Origin of the sequence: Dictyobacter kobayashii, from assembly GCF_003967555.1 — a bacterium.
Lineage (GTDB): Bacteria > Chloroflexota > Ktedonobacteria > Ktedonobacterales > Ktedonobacteraceae > Dictyobacter > Dictyobacter kobayashii.
This window is the reverse complement of sequence record NZ_BIFS01000001.1, coordinates 5,561,628-5,586,980: the sequence shown is the minus strand read 5'-3', so window position 1 is coordinate 5,586,980 and position 25,353 is coordinate 5,561,628. Positions and strand designations below refer to the sequence as shown.

At 50.5% G+C, this 25,353-nt stretch carries 23 protein-coding genes; 11 read left to right on the top strand and 12 right to left on the bottom strand.

What is annotated here, in order from left to right:
- The first annotated feature begins 666 nt into the window (after positions 1-666).
- Positions 667-1,638, top strand: coding sequence for a hypothetical protein (locus EL645_RS24780; protein WP_126553192.1), 972 nt, complete (start codon positions 667-669; stop codon positions 1,636-1,638).
- 131 nt (positions 1,639-1,769) lie between these two features.
- On the opposite strand, the gene EL645_RS24775 is transcribed toward EL645_RS24780, so the two are convergent.
- From EL645_RS24775 to EL645_RS24750, 6 genes are all read right to left on the bottom strand, one after another.
- Positions 1,770-2,417: a dihydrofolate reductase family protein gene (locus tag EL645_RS24775; RefSeq protein ID WP_126553190.1), complete on the bottom strand. Its 648-nt coding sequence runs from the start codon at positions 2,415-2,417 to the stop codon at positions 1,770-1,772.
- Positions 2,418-2,634: 217 nt separating this feature from the next.
- Positions 2,635-3,321: a helix-turn-helix domain-containing protein gene (locus tag EL645_RS24770; RefSeq protein ID WP_126553188.1), complete on the bottom strand. Its 687-nt coding sequence runs from the start codon at positions 3,319-3,321 to the stop codon at positions 2,635-2,637.
- 393 nt (positions 3,322-3,714) lie between these two features.
- Positions 3,715-3,933, bottom strand: a complete 219-nt coding sequence (locus tag EL645_RS24765) for a hypothetical protein (protein WP_126553186.1) — start codon at positions 3,931-3,933, stop codon at positions 3,715-3,717.
- Positions 3,890-7,396, bottom strand: a complete 3,507-nt coding sequence (locus tag EL645_RS24760; protein WP_126553184.1) for an ATP-binding protein — start codon at positions 7,394-7,396, stop codon at positions 3,890-3,892. The genes EL645_RS24765 and EL645_RS24760 overlap by 44 nt, the downstream gene beginning before the upstream one ends.
- A 550-nt stretch (positions 7,397-7,946) precedes the next feature.
- A complete protein-coding gene (locus EL645_RS24755) occupies positions 7,947-8,501 on the bottom strand; it encodes a GNAT family N-acetyltransferase (RefSeq protein ID WP_371865758.1) in 555 nt (184 codons plus the stop codon).
- A gap of 450 nt (positions 8,502-8,951) precedes the next feature.
- Positions 8,952-9,152 (bottom strand): hypothetical protein, encoded by a 201-nt coding sequence (locus EL645_RS24750; protein ID WP_126553180.1) that lies wholly within the window; start codon positions 9,150-9,152, stop codon positions 8,952-8,954.
- 314 nt (positions 9,153-9,466) lie between these two features.
- Between EL645_RS24750 and EL645_RS24745 the strand changes: the two genes are divergently transcribed.
- From EL645_RS24745 to EL645_RS24730, 4 genes are all read left to right on the top strand, one after another.
- The gene (locus EL645_RS24745) at positions 9,467-10,114 is read left to right on the top strand and encodes a hypothetical protein (protein WP_126553178.1); all 648 of its coding nucleotides are present in this window, start codon (positions 9,467-9,469) and stop codon (positions 10,112-10,114) included.
- 211 nt (positions 10,115-10,325) lie between these two features.
- Positions 10,326-10,640, top strand: a complete 315-nt coding sequence (locus tag EL645_RS24740) for a hypothetical protein (protein ID WP_126553176.1) — start codon at positions 10,326-10,328, stop codon at positions 10,638-10,640.
- Between the two features lie 600 nt (positions 10,641-11,240).
- A complete protein-coding gene (locus EL645_RS24735; protein ID WP_136625285.1) occupies positions 11,241-12,599 on the top strand; it encodes a WD40/YVTN/BNR-like repeat-containing protein in 1,359 nt (452 codons plus the stop codon).
- 1 nt (position 12,600) lies between these two features.
- Positions 12,601-14,025 (top strand): hypothetical protein, encoded by a 1,425-nt coding sequence (locus tag EL645_RS24730; RefSeq protein ID WP_126553172.1) that lies wholly within the window; start codon positions 12,601-12,603, stop codon positions 14,023-14,025.
- Positions 14,026-14,186: 161 nt separating this feature from the next.
- On the opposite strand, the gene EL645_RS24725 is transcribed toward EL645_RS24730, so the two are convergent.
- The 3 genes from EL645_RS24725 to EL645_RS24715 form a co-directional block, all read right to left on the bottom strand.
- Positions 14,187-15,002: a response regulator transcription factor gene (locus EL645_RS24725; RefSeq protein WP_126553170.1), complete on the bottom strand. Its 816-nt coding sequence runs from the start codon at positions 15,000-15,002 to the stop codon at positions 14,187-14,189.
- 324 nt (positions 15,003-15,326) lie between these two features.
- Positions 15,327-16,196: an ABC transporter permease gene (locus EL645_RS24720; protein ID WP_126553168.1), complete on the bottom strand. Its 870-nt coding sequence runs from the start codon at positions 16,194-16,196 to the stop codon at positions 15,327-15,329.
- Positions 16,193-17,185 (bottom strand): ABC transporter ATP-binding protein, encoded by a 993-nt coding sequence (locus EL645_RS24715; protein WP_126553166.1) that lies wholly within the window; start codon positions 17,183-17,185, stop codon positions 16,193-16,195. The genes EL645_RS24720 and EL645_RS24715 overlap by 4 nt, the downstream gene beginning before the upstream one ends.
- A gap of 1,133 nt (positions 17,186-18,318) precedes the next feature.
- Between EL645_RS24715 and EL645_RS24710 the strand changes: the two genes are divergently transcribed.
- From EL645_RS24710 to EL645_RS24685, 6 genes are all read left to right on the top strand, one after another.
- Positions 18,319-18,831: a CPBP family intramembrane glutamic endopeptidase gene (locus tag EL645_RS24710; RefSeq protein ID WP_161977663.1), complete on the top strand. Its 513-nt coding sequence runs from the start codon at positions 18,319-18,321 to the stop codon at positions 18,829-18,831.
- Positions 18,832-18,897: 66 nt separating this feature from the next.
- Positions 18,898-19,857, top strand: coding sequence for a SagB/ThcOx family dehydrogenase (locus EL645_RS24705; protein ID WP_126553162.1), 960 nt, complete (start codon positions 18,898-18,900; stop codon positions 19,855-19,857).
- 186 nt (positions 19,858-20,043) lie between these two features.
- Complete coding sequence (locus EL645_RS24700) at positions 20,044-21,105, top strand: TOMM precursor leader peptide-binding protein (protein ID WP_126553160.1); 1,062 nt, start codon at positions 20,044-20,046, stop codon at positions 21,103-21,105.
- A 15-nt stretch (positions 21,106-21,120) separates the two neighbouring features.
- Positions 21,121-22,539, top strand: coding sequence for a YcaO-like family protein (locus tag EL645_RS24695; RefSeq protein ID WP_126553158.1), 1,419 nt, complete (start codon positions 21,121-21,123; stop codon positions 22,537-22,539).
- A 35-nt stretch (positions 22,540-22,574) separates the two neighbouring features.
- Positions 22,575-22,973 (top strand): hypothetical protein, encoded by a 399-nt coding sequence (locus EL645_RS24690; protein ID WP_126553156.1) that lies wholly within the window; start codon positions 22,575-22,577, stop codon positions 22,971-22,973.
- A gap of 109 nt (positions 22,974-23,082) precedes the next feature.
- A complete protein-coding gene (locus tag EL645_RS24685; protein ID WP_126553154.1) occupies positions 23,083-23,391 on the top strand; it encodes a CPBP family glutamic-type intramembrane protease in 309 nt (102 codons plus the stop codon).
- A gap of 52 nt (positions 23,392-23,443) precedes the next feature.
- Here EL645_RS24685 and EL645_RS24680 read toward each other — a convergent pair whose 3' ends face one another.
- The 3 genes from EL645_RS24680 to EL645_RS24670 form a co-directional block, all read right to left on the bottom strand.
- Positions 23,444-23,959: an EXLDI protein gene (locus tag EL645_RS24680; protein WP_161977661.1), complete on the bottom strand. Its 516-nt coding sequence runs from the start codon at positions 23,957-23,959 to the stop codon at positions 23,444-23,446.
- A gap of 237 nt (positions 23,960-24,196) precedes the next feature.
- Positions 24,197-24,589 (bottom strand): hypothetical protein, encoded by a 393-nt coding sequence (locus tag EL645_RS24675; protein ID WP_126553151.1) that lies wholly within the window; start codon positions 24,587-24,589, stop codon positions 24,197-24,199.
- On the bottom strand, positions 24,586-25,026 hold the full coding sequence (locus EL645_RS24670; protein ID WP_126553149.1) for a DUF2207 domain-containing protein: 441 nt from the start codon (positions 25,024-25,026) through the stop codon (positions 24,586-24,588). Before EL645_RS24670 ends, EL645_RS24675 begins: the two co-directional genes overlap by 4 nt.
- Positions 25,027-25,353: the final 327 nt, after the last annotated feature.

Here is a 25,353-nt window from a genome sequence, read left to right as displayed (position 1 = left end):
TGTACGTGCGGGGCAAGCCTCAATACCGTTCAGATACGAAGCATTTGAGCTCAAACATGGTGATTGCTATCGGACGACAAGCCCTCCCTCCCTTTCCCATACGACCAGGCAACAAGAAAAGAGATGTCATAGGTTCGGGCCTCAGCGCCCGCCCCGGTAGGGCGGCCCGGTCTCCTCGCCGCTCGGTCTCTCGTCACCGCTCCCTCGACCCACGCGGTGCCCAAACGCATGGTCCGTGTGTGGGCACCGCGTGAAGGAAGGGCCAATACCACCGGGTGCTTGAGTGCTGAGATACCGGGCCGCCCTACCGGGGCGGGCGCTGAGGCCCGAACCTATGAGCATCGTCTTTCTTGTCGCTTTTTCGTACAGGAAGGGAAAAGGGGGAGCAAGCTCCCATCCCCTGTTTGAGCTCAAATGCTTCGTATCTTAACGGTATTGAAAATTAAATCCGCTCTACACCCTTATCACCCGAAAAAACAAAAAACGCTATGCACCAAATCAAATAGCCACGTCTCGCTTTTCCGTTGCTTTTTTCGGTGCGAGGAAGTTCATCCATATATCAAAGAAGCAACTCAGTCCGTTCTTGTACGTATATACATCCGTATTTATAGCCTTATGCATAAAGTATCATGCTTTGCTCGCACAATAAGAAAGGATGGCAGAATAATGCACTTTGTTAGCACCACACGCTGGACCCTGAACTGGAGTTTTGATCCCACAGTCGATTTTTGCCTCTGGCTGTTGGAGCATGATGGTTTGCAGGTTCCCCCCTTCACGGCGCATCCAATCACAACAAGTTCGGTTCCGGAGGGGCAACTGACCGCAGACGAATGGAAGAACTGGTTGGTAGCTGTGGTCAATGCACTGGATACGATATTTGAAGCCGGGCCAGCCCGGCGCTGGCCGCCTCAGATCTGGCAGGGCAATGCCGCTGAGGGCGAGCGACTGGCCCAACTCTGGCAGAAGAGCTATCCATCCGTCCAGTCGGCCCGCGAGCAACGCTCAACCAAAAGGCATGGCATCCAGGGATTGTACGAGGAGCTAGAGCCGTATCGCGGCTACATTCCTAATCAGTTGCGCATCGAGCTGATCGATTATCCTGTCCCCATTAGCTGGCTATGTACACCTACGACGCTCCTGCTCTCCACGGCCTATAATAGCCTGAGCGATGCAGAAATCAAGGCCCTGATCTGCCAGGAGCTGGATACCATGGTCGCCACAACCGGGGCCGCCGAGAATTGGAAGGAGCTCTATTGGCAGGAGAAACAGCAGCAGGAGCCGCCCTGGCAGAACCTGCTCAACGAGCTTTCCGTCGCCCAGCAACCAGAGTGGCGGGCCGCCATCGAACAACTGCGCAAGAGCACCGTCGAGGTCCAAAACATGCTGTTCCAACGCTTTCGCCTGCTCAATGCCATCTATCGCGAGGGTCCACGCACCGGGACAATTCATAGCATTGAGCAATTGACCCCTGAGTACCAGCTCGTAAGTGTTACGCTCGACGGCGTCACCTTCTCAAATGGGGCTTCGTCCATCCAGAATCCAACCGCCAAACCATTAGAGATTGGCCAGCAGGTCGAAATAGAGGTCGAACACTTCAGCTTCCAATCGCCGAACATCATCTATCGGCTCATATCTTAGAATGTTTCATAATGGGTCTTACTCTCATCATGGGAGCGTGTCACTCTTGTGCAGACATGGGCTGGCGCGCCCGCGCTTTATTTATTATGTGCTAAAGGCGCGCAATCTAATGAGAGATAACATAAGGAGCACTATTCCTTCTCAACTTCGTAGGTGATATGAGCAACTTCTTGAGATGGGATGGCTTCCCTCACTTTTACCTTGATATCGGGGTTCATCTTCGTAAAAAGCGGTGTGCCGTGGCCAAAAAACACTGGCACGTAGTGGATCGTGAATTCATCAATCAGCCCCGCATTGAGATACTGCTGGATCGCATTGGCTCCTCCCGCTATTCTGATATCTCTGTTTCCGGCAACCTCTCGTGCTTGATGAAGCGCGCTCTCGATGCCATCATTGACAAAGTAGAACGTTGTGCCGCCAGGACGCACCCAAGGTTGGCGTATCTGGTCGGTCAAGACAAAAACGGGGGTATGGAAAGGAGCCTCCTCAGGCCAGAAGCGCTCGCCACCAGTGAACATATTCTTTGCCATGATGCTGACGCCGGTTCGTTGAAAGGTGGCTTCTAACAGGCGGTTGTCTTGACCTGTTTCGCCGCCTTCGCCGAGGTTGAGATTTTCGCGGAAGAATTTCTGTTGAAACATCCAATGCTGAAGTTGCATCCATTTGTTCATCCACTGCTTGTATTCCGGGTCGTCTGCGTGGGCCATGTCCATCCCTTCTGGAGCGATGAAGCCGTCCAGAGACATGACAACGTCGAAAAACACTTTGCTTGTTTGCATGGTCTGGCTATCTCCCTTGTTTTGATATTCATTTGTGCACAAGTCATCCCTCAAATAATCCTGAAACCTGTGCAGTATTCTGACTCAAGAGTGAGTTGTGGGAGCCACATCTCGTCTCCTTCTTCACATGTGAACGTTTCCCCATTTGTCCTGAGGAGTCGTCACCAGTGAAAGTCTACCTCGAACAGGTGGCTCTTGTCTTGAACAAAATGGACAGCTACTCCGGGTTTCCCCCGTTCCCTATACGAGCAATATGAGCAGGTGTGTAACCAATAAAGTGCTTGAGAGATCTGGTCATATGAGACTGATCAGCATACCCTGCCTGATACGCCGCATCCAGGAGCGAGATGCCTCGCTCCAGGAGATCTACCGCCTGCTTCGCGCGTTCGATCTGCGAAATTGCTTTATACGTTAACCCGGTTGCAAACAAGAAACGACGCCTCACTGTGCGCAATGACATCTCCGGCAGGTAGCCGGCTAAGACCGCCTTCACGATTTCGTCAGAGACCAGCAAGTCCTCGCGCACCAGCCTCTCGACAAACGTTTCAACATTGTCATAGTTGGGAAATTGAAAGCTGGAGCCAGCAAGCTCGAAGGATGTGGTTGCGGCGAGCGACAACGTGGCCCGTTCATCCAGGAGATTTCTTACGGGCACGACAGACAGAAAGGTGCCAAGCCGAAACGTGACGCCAAACCAGGAGGTCCCCTCAGCCTGAGTGACAGGAGTCGCTTTGGTCAATGGTCCCTCTACAGAGACGTTGACCTTTCCATTCTGTTTGAGAAAGAGCAGATGCCAGCGGCCAGAGGCCGGGCAAACAGGAGCATAATCGTTGCCGGCCAGACCACGCCAGACCGCTTCGATATATGGGGAGTCAGACTCCCTTGCCTCAAAGAGCAGATGCATATTTCTCCCTCCGATGCATCAGATGTAAACACTATTCCAGCCTGGGTGCATGTATGAACGTGCCAGGAATGAGCGTACGGAATGCGGCAACGCCCGGTCGCGCGCCGGGCACATTGAAGCCTCACATGCTGGAAGCACGAACAGTTTCCTGCATTTTCGCAGAAAGACGTCTCTGTTTCTGTTCTTTTGTGAGGCAAGAAAGGTGGCAAAAATAATGCTCAGGATCAGCAGTTTAATGAGACATTGGAGCAGAACACTCTTAAAAAACAAGACCCTCATGTCTGTCGACATCACCGGACCGGGCATGAAAACGCTCATTTTCAGAGAAGAAACAGGCAAGCAAGCAATCTCAGGCTTATCATTGCCGGATTTGGAAATCGGGGGAAGAATGGGTTAGAAGAGGCTGGCTGGCGGCATTTCTCCGATCCCGTGGTCCTTCGCGGGGCTTGCCAGGCGATCAGGTGAGGACGGGCAATGGCGCCTGCGCTTGCTTGCTTGATTGCCAATATCACGATGTCCCAGTTCGGCATTGACATCCGCCCACCTGGTGGGCGGATGCCTTCTGAGATCAGGCGTCGACCAGCGGGAGGGTAAACCAGAAGGTTGAACCATGACCGGGCTCACTCTCGACTCCGACCTCGCCATTGTGCAGTTGCACAATGGTCTGGCAGATGTGCAAGCCCAGGCCCATTCCCTGACCGCTACCAGTCTGCAAGGGGATGTCCGGGTCCTGGTAGAAACGTTCCCAGATCTGTTTTTGCTGCTGGGCGTTCAAACCTGGCCCTCCATCGCGCACCCAGACCCGCGCCTCGCTGGCTGTGGCGCTAATGCCTACGGTGATCGCGGCGCTGGTTGGCGAATATTTCCGGGCATTGGTCAGGTAGTTGTTGATGACCTGCCCGATACGTCCCTCATCAGCCATGACTATCAGGGGCGACTGATCAGGCTCGATTTGTAGGATAATCTGGTGGCCGGAGGAACCGGAATGTTGGTCGAGCACCGAATCCTCAACCATGCTGACCAGGTCGCATAATTCCAGTGTAAGGTCAAGCTTGCCAGATTGGATACGTGAGACATCTAACAGATCGTTGATCAGGCGTTTCTGGGCCTCAATCTGGCGTGCGGCTCGCTCCATCAACTGGGTCAGAAAACCATGCATCTGCCGCAATTCATCGACTGTGGGGGGAGCCGGTTCTTGCAACTCCGTCTCAAAGCGCTTCAAACGCCGCTGGGTCAACTGGATATTGCCTTTGATGGCGGTAATCGGTGTGCGCAGTTCATGACTGACCATATGCAAAAACTCGTCTTTGCGTTGATCGGCCTCCTCTAATGCTACCAGTAAGGCTTCCACGCGCTGGCGCGCATGCACAAATTCGGTGACATCAACCGCATGAACCAGGACGCCGTCGATCTTTTCATTGGTGTCGTATGTGGCTTGATAGATAAAGTTAAAATAGATCTCTTCCAGGTTTCCATTTCCACCCCGATCTACCATCATGCACATCTCATTACCATAGAACGGCTCACCCGTCTGATAGACCTGGTCTAAGAGTTCGAAGAAGCCCTGCCCCTCTACCTCGGGTAAAGCCTCTCGTACAGGTTTGCCCAGTAGAGCTTCCGCTGAACGCCCGAGGACCTGGGAATAAAGAGCATTGACCAGCGTAAAAATGTGCGTGGGGCCGTTCAGGACCGCGATGACGGCGGGTGCTTGCATGAGCAGTCTTTGCAGGCGTTGCCGGGCGTTTTCTGCTTCTCGGCTCAAGCGCGCGATCTCCAGGCGCGACTGGATGCGTCCTAACAACTCACGGGCCGAGAAAGGCTTGATTAGATAATCATCGGCCCCGGCCTGTAATCCCTCGAGGGTAGCCTCTTCACCGGCACGGGCTGAGAGCAAGAGGAAGGGAATATTTTTGGTGGCGGGCTCGCTGCGTAGCGCGTTCAGTAACGCAAAGCCATCCAGGCCGGGCATCATTACGTCGCTGATAATCATATCTGGCTGCTCGCTCCTGGTCAGGCGCAAGGCTTCAATACCATCCACAGCTAACCACACCCGATACGTTGGTGCAAGGAGACGGTTGAGGTAGTCGCGCATATCGGCATTATCATCCACTACCAGCAAGGTAGCCTTCTGCTGTGTGGTATCGCCACCAAAGGCAGTAGCCTCTGCTCCTCCTATAGAGTCGCTTAAGAATGAAGACACGACCGGCCTGGACGCCGTCAAATCTCCAGATAGCCAGCGCAAGGCCTCCTCAACGTAAGGATCAGCTCCCATGGTAATTGAGGCCAGCGTGCTCTCCATACCAAGGCGCTCAGCAGGCAGGTGGGCATGGCCACGTAGTAGTTGTATCGTGAACGTGCTGCCAACCCCCAATTGACTCTCGACAGAGATGGTCCCACCATGTAAACGCACCAGTTCCTGCACCAGCGAGAGGCCAATGCCCGATCCCTCCTGCGTGCGGCCCTGGCTCTGACGCACACGGTAAAAGCGCTCAAACAGGTGCGGCACATCCTCAGCCGGAATGCCCACGCCAGTATCCTGGACGGTCAGGGTCACTACGTCGTTCTCCATCTGCAGGGCAATCCGAATGCTTCCTGCTAGCGTATACTTAAGGGCATTAGAGACCAGGTTGAGAACAATCTTCTCCCACATCTCTTGATCCACATAGATCGGCTCGGGCAACGGTGCACACTCTACAACCAATGTCAGGTTGGCCCTCTCAATAGCCGAGTGGAACGAGCTGACCAGGTCGCGGGTCAGACGGGCCAGGTCGGTCGGGACATAGAGGGCTTCGACGCGGCCGGCCTCAATACGGGAGAAGTCTAGCAGTGTGTTGACCAGCTTGAGCTGGCGTAGACCGTTGCGACGCACCATCTCCAGTTGCGCTCGCTGCTCCTCAGTCAACGGATGGGCAGTATCGGATAACACGGCCTCCAGCGGACCCAGCGAGAGGGTGAGCGGTGTGCGAAACTCGTGGCTGACATTGCTGAAGAAAGCGGTCTTGGCGCGGTCAAGCTCTGCCAGCGCCTCCGCCTGCTCGCGCGCATCCTGATATGCGCGGGCCGCGGCACACGCGGTAGCCACCTGTCCGGCTAGCAGCGAAAGGAAACCGCGATAGTCTTCATCCAGGGAACGCAGTGGATTGATGCCGACAATCAAAAAACCATAGGGCGCAGCCTGCCCGGGCTGCCAGAAAGGCATTAGCAACGCCTGCTGTGGTAGCGAAATATCTTCTGGCAATCCAATGCCGTAACGTCCCAGACGCTCAGGCAATTTGTCCAGCAGGATCGGTTGGCCAGTCTGTATAATGCGCGCGAATGGCCAGAGCGCGTCCACCTCATCGGCAAGCTCACAGCTCTCCATAGGTGCCATCATAGCATCTGGCCAACGCGTAGCGGCCGCTATCTCGGCCTTTTTTCCATCCGACGAAAGCAGGTACAGCAAAGAGAATGGAACGTCATCTGGATTCTCAACCAGGGTCTGCGCCGTCACCAAACAAACAGCTTTCAAGGTACGCGCTTCCGCGGTACTGGCAGCCAGGGCACGTAAGCTGCGCATGCGCCGATCGCCCAACACCTGGCCCGTCGTCTCGGTGACCGCCGTAAATATACCAGCAATCGCACCTGATTCATCGTGAATGGGGCTATACGAAAACGTGAAATAGCATTCTTCAATGATACTGCTGCGCTTGAGGAGCAAGAGTTGATTTTCCGACCAGGTGGCTTCGCCGTGCGTCATCACCCCATCTAGCATCGGCCCGATAATATCCCAGATTTCAGGCCAGCATTCCGAGCCGCGCTGCCCCAACGATTGCGGGTGCTTCTCACCCAGTATGACGCGGTAGGCATCATTGTAGAGCATGACGAGATCGGGACCCCACCAGATCAACATCGGGAACTGCGAAGCCAGGCAGATGTTCACCGCTGTCCGCAAACTCTGTGGCCAGGTCACAACCGCCCCGAGTGGTGATGAAGCCCAATTATACTCGCGCATGAGCTGGCCCATCTTGCCACCACCCACCAGCGTATTATCAGCATCATCATGCCGGCGGCCCATTTCAACCGTTATCTCGTCCATAGCGTCGCTCCTCGTTATTATGCCATTCGATAATAACTGCAGTCACTCCTCATCGTCAAGGCGCGCCGTTTTTTATACATCAAAAAAAATAATAGCTATGCCTATAAACCCTACACTCCACCACCACCACCACATTGTAACGCTTGCACTTCAATACAGCAAGACACACCAACATTATTCTACAAATAAACAGACAATCCCATAAAAAAACGCTTCCATACATCGAAAGTAGCAATAAATGCGATCTGTGTTTTCGATTATTTAATCCTTTTCTTATGCTCCAGACTTATAGAATGGTCAATAAAAATGCTATGCATCAAATAAAGCATTGCAAATCGCTGTTCTTGTTGCTTTTTCGAGCGGGAACGGATAAAGCGGGTACAAGCCCCACTTGTTGATTTTTCGAGCGGGAACGGAGGAAGCGGGGACAAGCCCCGCACGTACAGATCGTGTTTCTTGGGCTTTTTCCTCTCGTCTTCGCCTTAAATGAGGTATGTTGGGCCTTGTGCATGCCGCCCTCTTGGCGTATGACCTGCCCCTCAACACGTTCTTAGCGCACCAAAGATCTCGCCATCAAAATATCGGGTTTGCCAATTCCATTGGCATCAGGCACCACACCAACAATGGAATAGCCAAGCTTCTGATAAAACTCGTAAGGGTGCCGTTTCAAATTCTGGATGCGGGCGATATGGATGTAGGGATCGGGAAAGAGGTTGACACCCGAAAGAGTAGTCTGATCATATTCGTCGTCGGTACCCAGGGTAATGGTCATGCCACCGCGCTGCCGCACCAGTTCTTCCAGATCACGGACCAGGGCACGCCCGATACCCTGTCCCTGGTAATTGACATCCACAACCAGAGGATGAATTTCCCAGACACGACCATCATACTGGCTGATCCCGCCAATCCATCCCAGGACCATCCCATCCTCGGCCAGGGCGATCCGGCTGATGCGCCCGGCCGCGAATAATTCCTCAACTTCCTGTGCCGCCTCGTTCATATCAGGCCAGGCATCGGCATGGTTTACGCTAAAGCCCTCGACCAACAATTTTGTCACCTGCTGAATCCGGGCTGTATCCTCAGGGGTAAGATCCATAATATGCACCATATACAGCTATTCTCCTGGAACTTTTGTAATCGCTTGTTACCTGAATAATATCATGCAAGTCTTGCTCATTAAAATATTGGGTGCGTTGGACGTGTTGAGGGGGCGGGTCGTACGCCAAGAGGGCGGCATGCACAAGGCTCAATACTCACTTAGCAAACCATACAAGCAATTGAGCGCAACAATAAAAACGATCTGTACGTGCGGGGCTTGCCCCCTTTTAACCCCCATGCTCGTAAAATAAACAAAAAAAATGCTATACATCAAATAAAACATTGTGAATCGCTGTTCTTGTTGATTTTTCGAGCGTAAACGGAGGAAGTGGGGCAAGCCCGCACGTACAGATCGTTTTTATTGTTGCTTTCGATGCATTGCTTTGTTCTTTGAGTTTGATGGGTGGTGGGACGCATGATCACTACTGCAGTCTGAACGTCGGACGCTAACGGACGGCTAGTAGCCGCGCCGCCAGGTGGTGTAGAGGCCAGCGCAGCCAAGGATAATGGCGCATGTGCCAACCAGGCCAAACAGGCATTCGCTGCTAAAAGTATACAATGCCGCTACACCTGGAATTGTGTAGTTGATAATATACATTGCCAGTGCGCATATGCCGATGGCAATTAATATGTTCTGGTAAGGCCAACGCTGAAACATGGGTTCCATCCTTCTCGCTTTATCTGCGCTGCTTCGCTTTCATCTGTTCCTCAGGAAATACGTTAACAACTCTGTTTTCGCTTCATCAATAATGACCTCACACATCATACCACTTTTTCACGACCCTTCGTTCTTATCGGTAATTTCAAAAAACATCTGGACTTGCAGCCATGGTCGTCCTGGACATGGGCTTTCTTTCTGCCATACCATTCTCACGTTACAGCCACCGCTAAGGTTACAATTTAGCAATTTCGTCAACGCCGGGAACTCTTTGCCATGCTATTTCGTCTTCTATTATATAGAAGGAGGGCGTAATGTTAAGAAACAAGCGAACTGTAATAATCTCTGCACTAATCTTACTTTGTCTAACCATCCTGGCTGCTTGTAGCAACTCGGACGGGCAAAAGACCACGCAGCAACCACCGCAGGGTCCAACAAATCCCACCCCCACTCCAGTTCCTCATAAGAGGCCGCCCTACCGCAAGGTTCCGGCTGAGCCGACCCCTACACCACAGCCCGGACAAACGCCGGCGCCCCCGGCAACGCCGACGCCCGGCAACACTAGCACTGGCACCAACGCGATTCAACTTTCAATGGATAAGGCGAGCTATGGAAGATCAGATGTGATCACCGTGACCATCACCAATGGCCTGTCCCACACCATTTATATGAACGCGCCCAAAACAAGCTGCACCATGGTCCAGTTAGAGATGCTGGTCAATGGAGTCTGGAACCCGATTGGACGCTGTGTCAATGTGGCCGCCATGCCCACCCTGCAGGTGGCACCCGGCAACAGCACACTCCAGCACCTCCAGCCCCAAATTGCCTTTGGCCTGCTCCACAGCGCCGCCCACTGGCAACCAGGCACCTATCGCGTCAGCCTCGGCTACAACACCATCCTTGATCCCGACACCATCGGAGGAAGCCAACATGCAACATCAAACACCTTCACCATCAACTAAAGCAACCTTCGTGCTTACGGTAACTTATAACGCTTATAACCTATAATCACATGAATGCAACAATAATAATGAATTATACGTGCGGGGCTTGTCCCCGCTTCCTCCCTCCAGGCTCGTAAAAACAAAATAATATGAGCAGTTGACAATGATTATATCTAGAAATATAATTTATTGTTGCTGCATGATAATAAGGGGAAGAAAGGGATTTCGGATGTGCCGCTTTGGTTTTACACAGTATAAAGACCACTATGCGTGTTTTCGCTGCCGCAAAACTTTTCGCTACCATCAGGCGACCACCTGCCCACAATGTCGCCGACCCCTGGCCGCGATGGGCCTGAACTTTCGCGCCCCCAAACAACGAGCGAAAGAACAATGGCAGGTACTAGAGATCCTCTACCAACACGACATTAACTTCAGCTCCTGCGGCTGCAATGGCCCGGGCTATCGCCCCACACGCATGCGCGACCTGCCCGCCTTCCTGGCACAAGCACAAGCTTCGCTCACGCAAAATCGACCAAAAGGATAATCCTTATACAAAACTCTCTATATTGGTGCAGAAATTGCGTATGTACGCAATTTCTGCACCAATATAGAAAAAAAGATTGGGGGCGTCAGCGCCCCCAGGCCAGCAAGCCTTTCCTTTTAAGAACAGAGAAAGCAGAAAATCATACAAAGTTACATAATACTGTTTCTTTTAGCGTAGGAAAATTCTATTGACAAAAAGCGATTTATATTGACTTTTATGAATTAGCAATGTATGCTTAGAGACGCGTGAGTATTTACGGTGCTTTGTGCCAGAAGCATCTTTACATCTATTGCTGTCGCGCTTCTCTTACCGATTGATGCGTCGGGGGATAGCATCAGTCATTTAATGATCATCAATACGTTACGTCCTTTCAAATTCTAAACTGACATGCGTACATGAGCTTGTAATCATGTTAGTTGCTGGCGGTCTGATGAACAATAATCAATATATACTTGACCTGTCTGCCCGGGATACAACCCGGGGAGAAATATCAGGTGTTAGAGGTTCTCTAGAAATACGTGAGCGCGCAGCAAGCATTAACTATCCCCTCCATTTTCAAACCGCAGTTTCGGAAGCGAAAACACGGAGGTTATGACTCGCATGGCTCGTTCCTCTCTATTACGCCGATACAGCCTCTTTAGCATCTGTGCTGTGACACTGCTAGGGATCTCGGCATTCCTGGTACCATCGGCGGCTGCCTACCCCATTCAGCCAAGCTTTAACCATTTTCTGTATACGAATCACGACGATTTTCTGTACGACGATAATGCGCAGCCGGGGACCGAAGGGGCGGCACTGGCTCAGCAGGCGTACGATGATCGTGCCTATCCACACCAGTTTATTGATGCCACGCAGGCCAACAATGCCTATAATGCGAACCAGGCGCTCGCATCCCATCCCATCCCGGTTGGTGATTCGGCAAGCCGTAACGGCCGCTCATGGCAGTTGGCTGGCCCACTGGACCCGGAGGCGGTAAGCCAGGCCACCTATACTGGTCGGCCAACGGCGGTCTCTGGTCGTGTGACGGCCATCGTGGTCGCTAATGACTGTAATGCCACGGTCTGTCGCGTCTGGTTAGGCGCAGCGGGCGGCGGCGTATGGCGTACCGACAACGGTTTGGCCGCCAGGCCAACCTGGAAGTCTGTCAATAATGGCATTCGCTCCAACGCTATCGGTTCGCTGGCTCTTGATCCCAATGACCACAGCGGTCGCACGATCTATGTGGGCACGGGTGAAGAGAATGGTTCCAGCGACTCAGAGGCCGGCGTCGGTCTGTACAAATCCACTGACTTTGGTGACCACTGGCACCTTGTTGAAGGTAGCTTCCCGGCCGCCAAAGATCGTTCAATTGGCTCGGTGGCGATTGATCCCACCAATGCCAAACACATCTATATCGGCACCGATGTGGCCCGTCACGGCTCATCAGCTTCCAACGGTGGCCGCTTCTCACCTCCCGGCGCTCCTGTGATTGGTCTCTACGAATCAAAGGATGGCGGTCGCACCTTCTCGCTGGTCTTCAGCAAAGAATCGGATGTTGTCAATCCAGGCAGCCCGAATGGTAGCGACTTCTTCCGCGGCGGCGTGAGCAAGATCCAGTTCAGCAGCACCGGTCTGCCGGCTGGCGTCGGCCCACAGGTCTACTTCTCGATGTTTGATTATGGCGTTTTTCGCTCGGCCAATGGCTCGTTTGAGCAGATCTTTGCTTCCGCGGGCGGCGGCTCCGTAGCGAATAGCGCAACCTCACGCACCGAGTTCTCGCTGGCTCCGATGGGCCAGAAACTGCGTATCTATGTCGGCGATACCGGCGCTTCTCCAGCTGATTTCTATCGTGTCGACGATGCCAATGTCGCAGCCGCGACCCTGACGGACGGCACGAACAATCCTGGCTGGATCAAGTTGTCCAATCCGACACCTGGTACACCTGGCTTCTCTTCCTACGACTATTGTAGCGGCCTATGATATGCCAGTCGCCTCACCTCCGGGACGTCCAAATGATGTCTGGATTGGTGGTCAGTTCCAGTATGGCGAAGTAACTCCGACCGGCGCGCCTTCCAATGGTCGCGCGGTCCAGCGTTCTACCAACGCCGGCGTCAGCTTCACCGATATGACCAACGACACCCAGTCACCACCACAGGGCATGCACCCGGACCAGCACGCGATCGCCTTTGATCCGAACAATCCCGACATCGCCTTCCTGGGCTCTGATGGCGGCCTGGTCCGCACCAGCGGTAGCTTTGCCGACACCAGCAGCGATTGTGCTACTCGGGGTTTGAGCGGTGCCAACCTGACCGATTGTCAGATCTGGCTCAAAGCGATCCCAACCCACATCTTCAGCCTGAACAATGGCCTTGGTACAATCCAGTTCCAGAGCCTGACCGTCAATCCACAGGACCCCAAACACGATGTGATTGGTGGCACCCAGGACAATGGTACCTTCAACACGACGTCTGATCCTCTGACCTGGACGCAGAACGTTGGTGGTGATGGTGGTCAGTCTGTGATCGATGCGGGCAATCCAAACATTCGTATGCACACCTACTATGGCCCACAGGGTGACGTCAACTTTAAGAAGAACGATCCCTCGGGCTGGGATTACTGGGGTGATCCGCTGGCTGCCAGTGGGGAGGCTGCCTCCTTCTATGTGCCGCTGATCGGTGATCCTAAGATCAGTCAGACCATGTTTGTTGGTCTGGAACACGTCTGGCGCACTCAGGACAGTGGTGGTTCACAGGCTTACCTGGATCAGCACTGTAACGAGTATACCGGCGATTTCGCTGCCACCTGCGGCGACTGGGTGCCACTGGGTAGCAACCTGGTGGATTCAACCTACGGTACAGATAAGTCTGGTAGCTATGTGGTCGCCATTACACGCGCCCCCAGCGATAACCAGACCATGTGGACCGCGACGCGCCGTGGCCGTCTCTTCATTTCCTTGAACGCGAATGATGCCGCTAGCGCGGTTTCCTTTACTCGCCTGGATACAGCGGCCCAGCCCACTCGCTTTATCAGTGGTATCGCCGTTGATCCCAAGGACAAATATCATGCCTATGTAACCTACTCTGGTTACAATGCCTATACGCCTACGACGACTGGTCACGTCTTCGATGTACACTACAATCCAACCACCAAGACCGCGACGTGGAAGGATATCAGCTATGATCTGGGCGATCAGCCGATCACCGGCGTAGCTTACGATAGTGTCACCGGCGACCTCTATGTCGCCACCGACTTTGGTGTTGGCCGCCTGAAAGCCGGTCACAACCACTGGCGCCCGGCTGCTGCTGGCCTACCCATCGTAGCCGTCTACAGCCTGACCATCTCAAACTCCGGCCGAGTCCTCTACGCCGCGACCCATGGCCGCAGCGCCTGGAAACTCGACCTCTAACCGACCATCTGTCTGGCACGCAACCGTAAGGGCGCCCCCACGGACGCCTCTCTCCCGCAGGGTCCCGACTCAACGCCGAGCCGGGACCCATTCCCCTCAAATGCATCAAAAGTAACATAATAACTTGTCAGCGGCCCAGGAGACTGTCCCTTAAAATCGATTCATATCGATGTAGATATATTACTTGTACCTCGGACAGGAAAAATGAAGGAAAGCAAACCTAGCTGCTGAGCCTTTCCCAGTGCTTCTCTTTCATTGTGTACTTCGAGCTGATTATAAATGTGCTGTTTATGCTTAACGACAGTTTTAGGTGCTATCTGCAAATGAGTGGCAATTTGTTTATGGTTATAGCCCTTATTCATGAGATAGAGAACTTCCAGTTCTCTTTTTGTTAGGGTTTTAACCAGCGCAGGTGTAGTTGAGTCAAGATTGCTAAGAGATGCATACAAACATAGCGAAAGGTCTAACGCATACAGCAGCCATCCACAAAACTGAGCAAACAAATGAGATATATCAAGGGGAATGGATGGGGTAGATGCTTGTTCTTGCGCTAGCTTGACTCTCAAGTATCCATATAAAAGCGTAGGACCACGAACGGGAAAAGAAATATAGTTGATAATATTGTCATTCCCCAAAGATACTTCATCTTTTATCTTTTCTTCATTTACCAACTGCAAGATAGCTTGATGCCGTGTAGCATGCTTGACTGCCTGACAAAATTGTTCAGCAACGTCTTTTTTTTGCCCATAAAGCTTCTGGCTTATGTGCATAACATGCACAAACATATGCATATAAGAATTTAAATTGCTCTCTATCTTGCCATTATCATCAGTAATTGCTATCTTTGCGCCATTTAAAGTTTTGTGTCCTTTTTGTAGCTGATTGTCTTTAACTTGCGCCTCGAGGGTTTGAATGCGTTCATTCAGTTGATAAATTTGTTTCTGTATAGCCGCCTGCTCTTTTTCTGATGTTTCCAACGTCTTTAGCCTCTTAAACAGATTGTGATTGGGATGATCACAATACACTCCATAGCAATTTCCAACTTATTTAAGATCAGGTAACCTTATTGCATAATCTGAACGATAATAGCCAAAGTCAACGCCACTCACTCACGGCTCGCGATCGAGCGGCGTTTACGATTGCTTTTCAACAGCATACATGCCATTTATTTGGATGAGCGAAGCTGCCTGACAGGCGAAACTGTTTGCTTGATACTGATCAATTCGAATGGCTGAGCCAGTGACAGCGGAGCGAGCCGCGTTCAGGCGGCGTTTCCAAATGCTTTTTTACAGCATCGTGTTTTAACTGACAACACGCTTACGAAACATACGAAGACCAAGGATCAAAAAGAGGACACATGTGATACATAAACCCAGAAAGGTCCAGGGGAGAGCTAACGTTGGTACCTGATAATGATTAATCACCGGCACCATAGCATTACGTAATCCCTCAGCTGCGTAGGTTAGAGGATTAATTAGTGTGATGATTTGAAACCAGCGGAAACGTTCCAGAGTGCTCCAGGGATAAAAAGTACAGCCAGTGAAAATCAGTGGCGTGACGATAATGGAAAACATAAGACCTAGTTGCTCTGGCTTGAATAGCGTGCCAACAAAAAGCCCAATGCTAGCCCCGGCAATTGCAGCCAGTACCATGATCAGGGCAATTAAACCTATTGCGTCACCTCGCACATGGAAATTGTTTCCTAACATAAGAAAGGCACAGGGAAATACAATGATACCCGCAACCAGACCTTGAATGGAGGCAAATATAATTTTCTCGATGCCCACTAACAATACAGGAAGAGGAGCGAGCAGCCGGTCATCGATCTCATGCGCGAATCCAAGGTCAAGGATCAAGGGAATAGTAACGCCCTGAAAGGCTGTGGTAATGATCGTTAGCGCAACAATACCAGGCAGGAGCAATGCAGAGAAAGTTGGGTTGGCAAAACCAAGTCCCGTTAGCAATGTCCCAAAGACGAAGAGATAAAATAACGGCTGCAAGAGAAACTGTATCAGGAATTTGCCAAATTCATGTCCAGTCACAACCATATCACGATGTAGGATAGCCAGAAAAGCGGCGATTGCCAGGCGAAAATCGTTGTCCGTATGTACGCTGCTCGGCGATGGTGATTGGGTTTGTGAAAGTTCAGGAGAAGATATATTTGTTTTCATGCGCGTAGGCTCCTTCCTGTCAGGTGGATAAAAACATCTTCCAGACTGGTGCGATGAATATTCACATCTAGCAATTCACATCCTTCAGCTGTAAACACTGCATTCGCCATGGCAAATGTTTCACCAGTATTCTGTGCGTAGAGACGATATATCCGAATATCTGGCACATTTTTGTCGTCTGCCAGTTCTTCTACTTTAGTAACATCTGTGAGGGCTGCCAATTTTTGTTGGATCGTTTCTGTGGCTACGCTTTGAGGGAGGTGTACACGAAGCTCCAGGCGTGTAATACCTGGGATATCTTTCTTGAGCTCCTCAGGCGTATTCAGATTAAGAATCCGCCCGCGATCCATAATAGCAATACGATCACATAACTGATCAGCTTCTTCCAGATCATGGGTCGTTAATAAAATTGCCATTCCTTGTTTTTTGAGCAGTTGTATGCGTTCCCACAAAAAAAGTCGAGATTGAGGATCCAGGCGGTTCGTAGGCTCATCTAAAAAAAGTATAGATGGATTATGCATCAAAGCACGCGCGATCATTACACGTTGCCCCATACCACCCGAGTAGTAGCCAACCTTCTCGTTGGCACGCTCCGCCAGACCTAACTCTTTGAGGAGTTGAGCGGCTCGTTGCTCTCGTTCACGCTTCGCGATGCCGTGATATGCAGCATGAAAGGTCAATATTTCTCGGACACGTAAACTCTGATCCAGGTTACTCTGTTGCGGCACGACTGCGATATGTTGCATGACTTTCGCTGGTTGTGCCTGTATATCGATACCCATAATATGTATAGTGCCACTACTTGGCCGCATCCGTGTTGTAAGCATGCTTACCGTGGTCGTTTTCCCGGCTCCGTTTGGCCCCAATAACCCCAATATTTCACCACGCCCGATACTAAAAGAGACATTATCGACAGCGTTAAATGGCACTCCTGGATATTGCTTAGCGATATTTTGTACTTCTAGTACCGGATCAATGTATACCGCCATTACACTCTTCCTTTGTTGCTTAGCGACATAAAAACAATATGCTGCTGCCTATACATGTAGATTACATCCACATCCTTGTCGAATTCCCGGCTCATGACAATGAGTAGTATAACTTTAAAACATAAAAAAATCAAATATATCTAATTAATACATATAAACAGTAAATTATTTACATGCTATTAAGTAAGTAAATAATTATATAGTAATAAACTATACATAAGTAAGTCTGATCAGCACAGTAGTAATATTTTACTCCATAAATATCTATATCGTATAAGAAAGAATCAGCATATATACTATCTTCAGGCCGTATTTACCACGAATAATTTTTATTCATATACCTAAATATTAGTATATTGCAATACATAAAATACGGCATTATGCGGGGGACAAGTTACCCACGACCAATTATAGTTAAAAATAATGAGGAAATTCCTCAGTTGTGATTCAGAAGGAGACATCGCATGAAATTAAGCGTGAAGAAACGTGGTACCACCCTTACAGCAACTCCTGGATTGATGGTACAAACCGCTCTTCTGGTCCCCGGTGGCAGCACATGCAGTTCTGCTGGCAGCTCTTGCTCCTGCACATGTGCCTAAGTGGTTTATCTCTCATGATGAACTAATGGAAGTACCAGCGCTTCTTTCAGATGCCGCTGGTACTTCTTCGAAGCAGCCTGGCTTACTCATTATTGCTATACTTCTTTGCTGTACTAGATACAAACAAACAAACATTGATACGGATCAGAAGGGGGATCAGCGATGAAACTCAGGGTAAAGAAACGTGGTACTATTCTTGGTTCTGCTCTACAGGGTTTATCTTTAAGTACGACACTGGTAGTACCAGGCGGCAGTACCTGTACGTCGGCAGGTTCTTCTTGCTCCTGCACATGTGCCTGAGTGCCTTTGATCGATCAGGCAGATCGATGAACAATGCTTGTACTCACACAAGCGGTCAGAGATCTGCCATTAACCCATCATCTGCGAATTGCCCGCTTAGAAAGAGACAATGTGGTTTATATACAATGCGCTTTATGGCTCCTATCAGCAGCTCCTTCATTCTTCTTGCAAATTCTTAATACGTTGTGGCCAAACAGAAGGAATGCAGCATTCAGCTATTGGATGTATGCCCTTGTGATTACCGGACTAGTGCTTTGTGATAGTCTCATTTTTGGTCTTCCTAACTTTGGCTCATTGTCTTTTATATGGATACTGGCTGCCATTGGTAGTGGCCTTGGTTACTACATTGTTGAACGAATACGCCTGGCGAGACCTGAACAGGGTGTTATCCGCATTATGCGTCAGGTAGAGCAACAGGCTATCCAACGCGTCATTGTCGGGATGCAGTTGGTATGGATCGCGCTCATAGAGGAGATACTCTTTCGCTGGTATTTACTGATGACACCCTTACAACATACCCCCGTTCTTGCTATTGCAACCTTGTTGTATTCCAGTCTGGCCTTCGGGCTTATCCATCAGCAATTTGGCTCTAGCACTATGGTAAGCAGAATGATTTTTGGCCTGGTGCTAGGCATTTTTATGCTCGCCACGGGCAATCTGCTGATTATTATCGTTGCCCATGTTACCTATAACGCGCTGGTCTATGCCTGGCCTGTCAGTTACTCAACTATCCGGTACACTGCATAAATAAATATTGAAGGCACTCCTACTTACTTATGGCACTTGCGTACTACTTTTGTTGGAGGCGGAAGTATGAGATTAAGACACAGTAAAGTCAGACGATCAAGTCCTTTCCCTGATGCTCCTACCTTTAATCCCTGGCTTATTGCTTCCCATACAATGGAGGAAATAAGTAACCAGGCTACGCAGGTTGGTTTTATGACCAATCAATTACGCCGTTCACAACGCGATTTTGACCCAGCACGTGACATCGGTGAACAATTTCTGGCCAATACAGTATTTCATCCCTGGCGAGCGGAATGGGTCTCGTCGGCAGCAGAGTACTTCTCGTCCTATCTGGGTCCCGTTACCGCTCTTAGTGGTTCTGAAAGTCAGAACACACGCGCTCGAGTAGTGCTACCAGAGCCACATCAGCTCGATATGAGCTTGAGTGCAGTGCTTGCCAATCGGAAAAGTGTCCGTCGGTTTTCTGGTGATCCCATGCAATTTGATGATTTAGCGACCATCTGCCATGCCGTAGCAGGTATTACACATTCCACTACATCTCATCCTATTGATGGTGGCGATGAATATGAAGTACGCTGCCGCAATGTACCCTCAGCTGGCGGCTTATATGGTGTCGATTGCTATATCTTTGCCTTAAATGTGCGCCATGTGAAATCGGCCCTCTACCGTTATACACCACACTACCATGCGCTAGATGAACTGGCTATTGATCAATCAGTAGATACGCTATTTCAATGCTTCTCGGGCAGTGAGGCAACCGGACTTAACGTTGATAAGCTCGCGCTGGTGATTGCCTATGTGGGCCATCCCCAAAAGGTGGTGCGCAAGTATGGTGCTCGTGGAGTACGGTATCTCTTGTTGGAAAGTGGCATGATGGCATTTTCTGCTAATCTGGCGGCGACCGCGCTGGGCTATGGTATCCTCGATTATCAGTCTTTTCTGGAGGATCGCTTGCGCACAATGGTGCAGATCGCTGATAAGCCGCAATATATCTTACACATGCAGCTATTGGGCTGGCCTGCTTAAAAATTGAGGCTGCATTTCACATTCATCTCATAGTATGCCATTCAATCGTATGAGCGCAGCTGCCTGACAGGCGCACCCGCTTGCTCGCCACTGCTCACGTTGAATGGCTGAGCCAGTGGCAGCGCAGCTAGCCGCGTCCAAGCGGCGTTTACGATTGCTTTTCAATAGTATGCTAGGAGCTATATTATGCCAAATTTAGAAGATACCCGACTGGCATTTATCCCCGGTGCACGCGTAATTATCCATGATCCCAATACAGTTGAGCTACGAACCGGCGTCTGGAATTGTAGTTCAGTGACATTATCAGATGATGAAGAAAAAGGTATTCTTGGTGAAGTGATTTTGGGCCTGCTGGATAATCACTCAATCGCGACATTAACGCAAAAACTTGGCGTACGTAGTGACCAGATTGGCAGCGTTGTAGAAACACTGGTCGAAAACAATATTCTTGTTCCAGTTGAAAAACGCAACGTATGGAACCAGCTGGCATACCTGGCAACTCCTACTCTTGGTTACCGGCCAGAGCCTGGAGATGATCTGCCAGCCCAGGTCATAGTGCTCGGATCTGCAACCCTTGTGAAACAGTTTCGCCATATAACACATGGATTACTGGGCGATAAGCTCCAGGAAGCGTCTGAAGACACTATTAAGCGTTTGCGCGTAAAAGACTTAAACCTGGAGAGCAATGGCCTGGAGTTAAGTGATCATCTTGAAACATTCCAACACTGGCGAGGAGCTTTGATAGTTGCGCTATGGAATGAACTGGACCCAATTTTGCTTGGCAACATTAATCGTCTGGCGCATCATATCGGCTTTACCTTTTTACCAGGCGCGATAGATGGTCCTTTTTCTATTATCGGCCCCACTATTATTCCACAGGTAACCGCCTGCTTCCAGTGTGCAGAGATGCGCGTCATAGAGGCATTACGTGACCACACCCTCTATACTGAATATCGACGGGCTCTGGCTGAGCAGCGTGTCTATGGTGGTGAGGATAAGGACGAGGCAATTGATCCATTCCAGGCAAATATGGTCTCTTTTGCTGCCTGGGATGCCATCAATCTGGTTACCCTGGGCAATGCCTTTACACTTAATAAAATTTTAGGGATTTATGGTCCTACCCTTGAGGTTCGCTTCCATGAGCTTTTACGTATGCCCGGTTGCCCGGTATGTAGTGAACCAATTACGCTTGGACCAACTCTCTACAGCGATTTACGCAGCTACTTAAACACTCAAATAAAAATGTAGCAGGGAGGAAGTGCTATGCCACTACAAGAAATTGCCAGGCGTTCTAGCCAGGGGGTTGATCCGCGCGTGAAGTTGCAGGTCGACCGTATGGTAAGCCCAATGCTGGGCCCTATCAGGCGCTTGATGGCGTTGAGTTATGATGCTTCCAGCCCTGCTGCATGCACTATCTTACCTGAATTAGCAGATGTGCATCGCCGGGCAGGCCTACTATCAGCTCCCGAATACCACCTGGGTGGATACGGATTCTCTCTTGAAGAATCGATGCGTAAGGCTCTCGGTGAATCGGCTGAACGCGCGGCACTTATGACATTTCATGCGTATTGCGCACCGTTGCTGCGTAGAACCAGCCAACAAGAATTAGAGCGGCAGGATGTGGCGCATATACCACTCGCTCAACTCGCGTTATTCTCACCACAACAGCGGGCACAGGCCCATTTTCCTTTCAGTGTGGTAGCAGAGCAAACGCCAATTACATGGGTCCCCATGCTCGATCTTCAAAAAGATTCAACCACTTTATTACCAGCCCAGGCTGTACTCAATGGTTTTCCTTGTCAAGATGAGGCACGTGCAACGCTGGTTGTTTCAACGGGAACCGCTACCCACGTAAACTATGGCAGAGCTTTGCGTGGAGCGCTACTTGAACTGTTACAAATAGATGCTGCCATGGGACATTGGTATAGCACGACTACAGCACAAAAGATTGATGTTTCGCCACAAAGCACACCGCGCTTTGCGCACTTTTTAACACAATACTCTTCATGGTGGAAAAGAGAGGATAGCGATATTGAATTCTATTGGTTACCACAGCCCGATGGAATTCCTGTCTATATTGTTATCTGCGCAATCCGTCGTCCCACAGGCTATCCTGCGGTTGCCTTTGGACTGGGAGTCTCTCTGGACCTGGATACAGCACTGTATGGGGCTTTTATCGAAGCGATCCCGGTGAACTTTATTGCGATGGTAAATGGCCTTGATCGTCTCTATGGAACACGCGATACAAATGAGACCCCACAGCGGCAGACCAAAGATTTACAGTCCGCCTATCGCTCTTTTGAAAGTAGCACAGATACGGACTTTGATTCTAATGTAGGGTTTTATGCTTTACCAGAGCAAGCTACACGTCTGTTTCCAGCCAGGTTTGATCCACGTCGGCAGATCAGTGGTTCGGCTATACGACAACAAGTGGCAGAGATTCCACGCGACACACCATTTGATGAAGCCAATAGCATTTTGTTTGCAAAGGTATTACAAAAATATCGCATCTATGCTTTAGATATCACCACGAATGATAGTAAAGCACTGGGATATCGCGTTGTGCGCTTATTCAGCCCAGACCTACTTGCTCTATGTGCGCCTCGCTATCCTCAGGCTAGCCACCCGCGCTTTCAAGCATATGGAGGGTTCCATAAGGTTGAGCCTCACCCTTATCCGTAAAGCTGCGTTTCAAGAACATGTGTGGAGACGCTCCTATGGAGATTACAAGCTTACTTGAAAATCTTTGGTTTGTGGTATGTGGATTATTGCTGCTCGCGACATTGTATATCTGGAGTTATTGGTGTACTGAAATCATCGCCAGACGTGTATTGCCTTTGACAGGTTTGACCAGATATGTGCCTCGAGGCTCGGCTATTATGATGCTGCGCGCAGGTTTCTATGGGATGCCAGGGCTATTGCTCTATACAGTAGTTGCCCTGTTTCTACCACAACTGGTCATTCCTATACACGTCAGCCTGGCTGGCGTCCCACAAGGAATCTTGATCGGTATGGGCTACGCCGCACTAGGGAGTACTCTTGCGCAAGGGATTATCCTGTTTAAGGGCATGATCTTACAGCTGAGGGACAACCAGCACGAGCCTATTCCGAACTAGAGACCCTTGGAAGTACTGGTTGGATTAGAGGCTACAATACGGCACATCAACTCTGGCCTAGAGGTGGCTTTCTGCTAGCCGCTCTGACTACAACAGGGGAAGAACTGGCATTTCGTGGCCTGGCACTCCCCTTTTTGGCTCATGGCTTTGGGTCACGATCGCACTCTGGATTACGGTGCTTGCATTTACTGGCATCCAGGCCATCACGATGCCATCCTGGGAGCCCGCGCTCCTGCCGATGTCTTCAGCATTTGTGATGGGATTGATCCAGGGCTATCTCGCGCTAACCTATCAGAGTTTATTTCCTTTGATTGTTGCTCATTTTAGCTTTTTTGTTATCTTGCTACTCTTTGCCAAAGGAGCAAAGGGTATGGGGAATGCTCAGGGTAATCCGTCCTCACGTCCAGGTTTGTTTTGACTTATAAGCGACGCGAGCAGGGTTACCCTGTGTTAAACAAAAAAGGTTAATGCTATACGTCTAAAATTTCGATGTCGTCGCCGTTGAGCACATTCAGGACGGCATCATAGAGTTCGACCGGGATGTTGGGCTGGAGCTCTTCGAGCGTGGGATAGATGTCGAGCGCTAATTCGCGTTCTTGCTCATATTGGGACCAGCCCCAGTTTTCCCAATCTTGCTCTGAACGGTTGGATAGGCGCGTCCAATCAATCGTGTCTTTTGTGCGTACGGCGAAGTACCCCTTTGGGGTCTGATAGACAACCACGGAGTGGACTGCGGTGCCAGCTGGATCACGACGTACTTTGTGGGCCGCGAGCAGCTTTCCTTTGAATTGCTTCTTCTGGAAAGGTGCATGGCTGCCCACCCTGACCACAATGTCTTCGAAGCCGCCTTCCTTTGTGTGCTGCTCCTGCACCAGTTTCTGGAGCGCCTTTACAATGGTGACGGAAATGTTTGCGCCCGTGACCTGCTGAGCCTGGTCGAGTAGTGGAAGGTCCGTATCCGCGATGTAAAATGTTTTGTTTGGCATGAGCATAAATGCCTCCTTACTGGTAATTATTTCGGGTCATATTTCTCTGCATACGTCTACAAATCCCTATGCAATATATTATAATATATTACATAGGGATTTGCAAGCTGGAGCCGTACGCGAGTTACAAAAGGCTGATCAGCCTTCGTGCTGGAAAACCTTGCAAAAAGTCAAAAATCTGAGTACGCTTGGGACAATAAGGTCCGCCTGCACAACACACGCAGTATTTGACGAGTATCAGGAGGCGCCGCTGGCTCCTCCGCCACCGCCACCTGAGAAACCACCACCACCTGAAAAGCCACCGCCCGCGCCCATATAAACAGTGCCACGTGCGCCCTGGTTTCTGGGGATCAAGATGTTGGCTGCGTACATAGCCTGTTCAAAGGCGAAATGCTGCTTGCTCGGTTCACTGCTGCTGATTGGAAACCAGATTGGCAGGTTAAACTCGGTGGGAAGATAAAACTGGCGTATCCAGCCATCTGCCAGGCCAAAACCAGCGGCATAGGGCAAGTAGGATGCAACCATCTCAGGACCTTCGCGCTTCAAGAAAAACGGGGTCATGCAAGCCTGCTGTAGATAGCGCGAAAACTGGCGCCAGCTCCAGGCCTTTGGCCACCACTCATCTTTCACCGCGCTAAAGCCCCCCGATAGCCCACCACAACAGCGGCCAGGACCAGCAGGCCGAAGTCGGGAAAGAGCAGACACCAGTAATATTGCGTAATGCTACCCATGAGGATGCCAGTCAGAATGAAACTCAGGAGGGCCAGCAGAAAGAGGTCGTCGTACTGCCCATTATCACTCTTCATCGCAGCGTCTTCAAAGGTGATGTTGTCCCCTTTATTGGGGGTCAAAGCGCGGAAAACACTGGTGAAAGGGCCGCCGCTAAAGCGAAAAGTCACCGTCTCTGTCACCAGCAGCGCGCCGTCCGGCTGAATCTGAATATCTTCATCAAACGCGCTGGCCCGATACTCTTTCTGCTGTCCTCCGGCCGCCATGACGGGCGCGGGCCAGACACAAACGATACATAATAGGAGTAACAATAATAATGCAAAGCAACGACGTACCATAACTATTGTTCTTTCAACATAAAAAAAGAAAAACTCATTTATATTTATTAGAACGCATATTTTCCTCTATTGTACAAGAGCAATACTAGAAAGCGCAGGGCTTTTAAATGGTCCTCTTTGGCGCCTGCGGCGCCGGGTTAGGAGTGTGGAGTGTGGAGTGTGTTTGGTGGGCGGCTGCGGCCGCCCACCAAACACACTCCACACTTGATCGCTTGCTTGTGATCTCCCTGCGATCGCTGGACGAACATGAAAAAGCCCTGTAGAAAGCAGGTAATATTTAACAATTGCGTAAATTGCCAACTAATTTGACAAACAATCATATAAAGC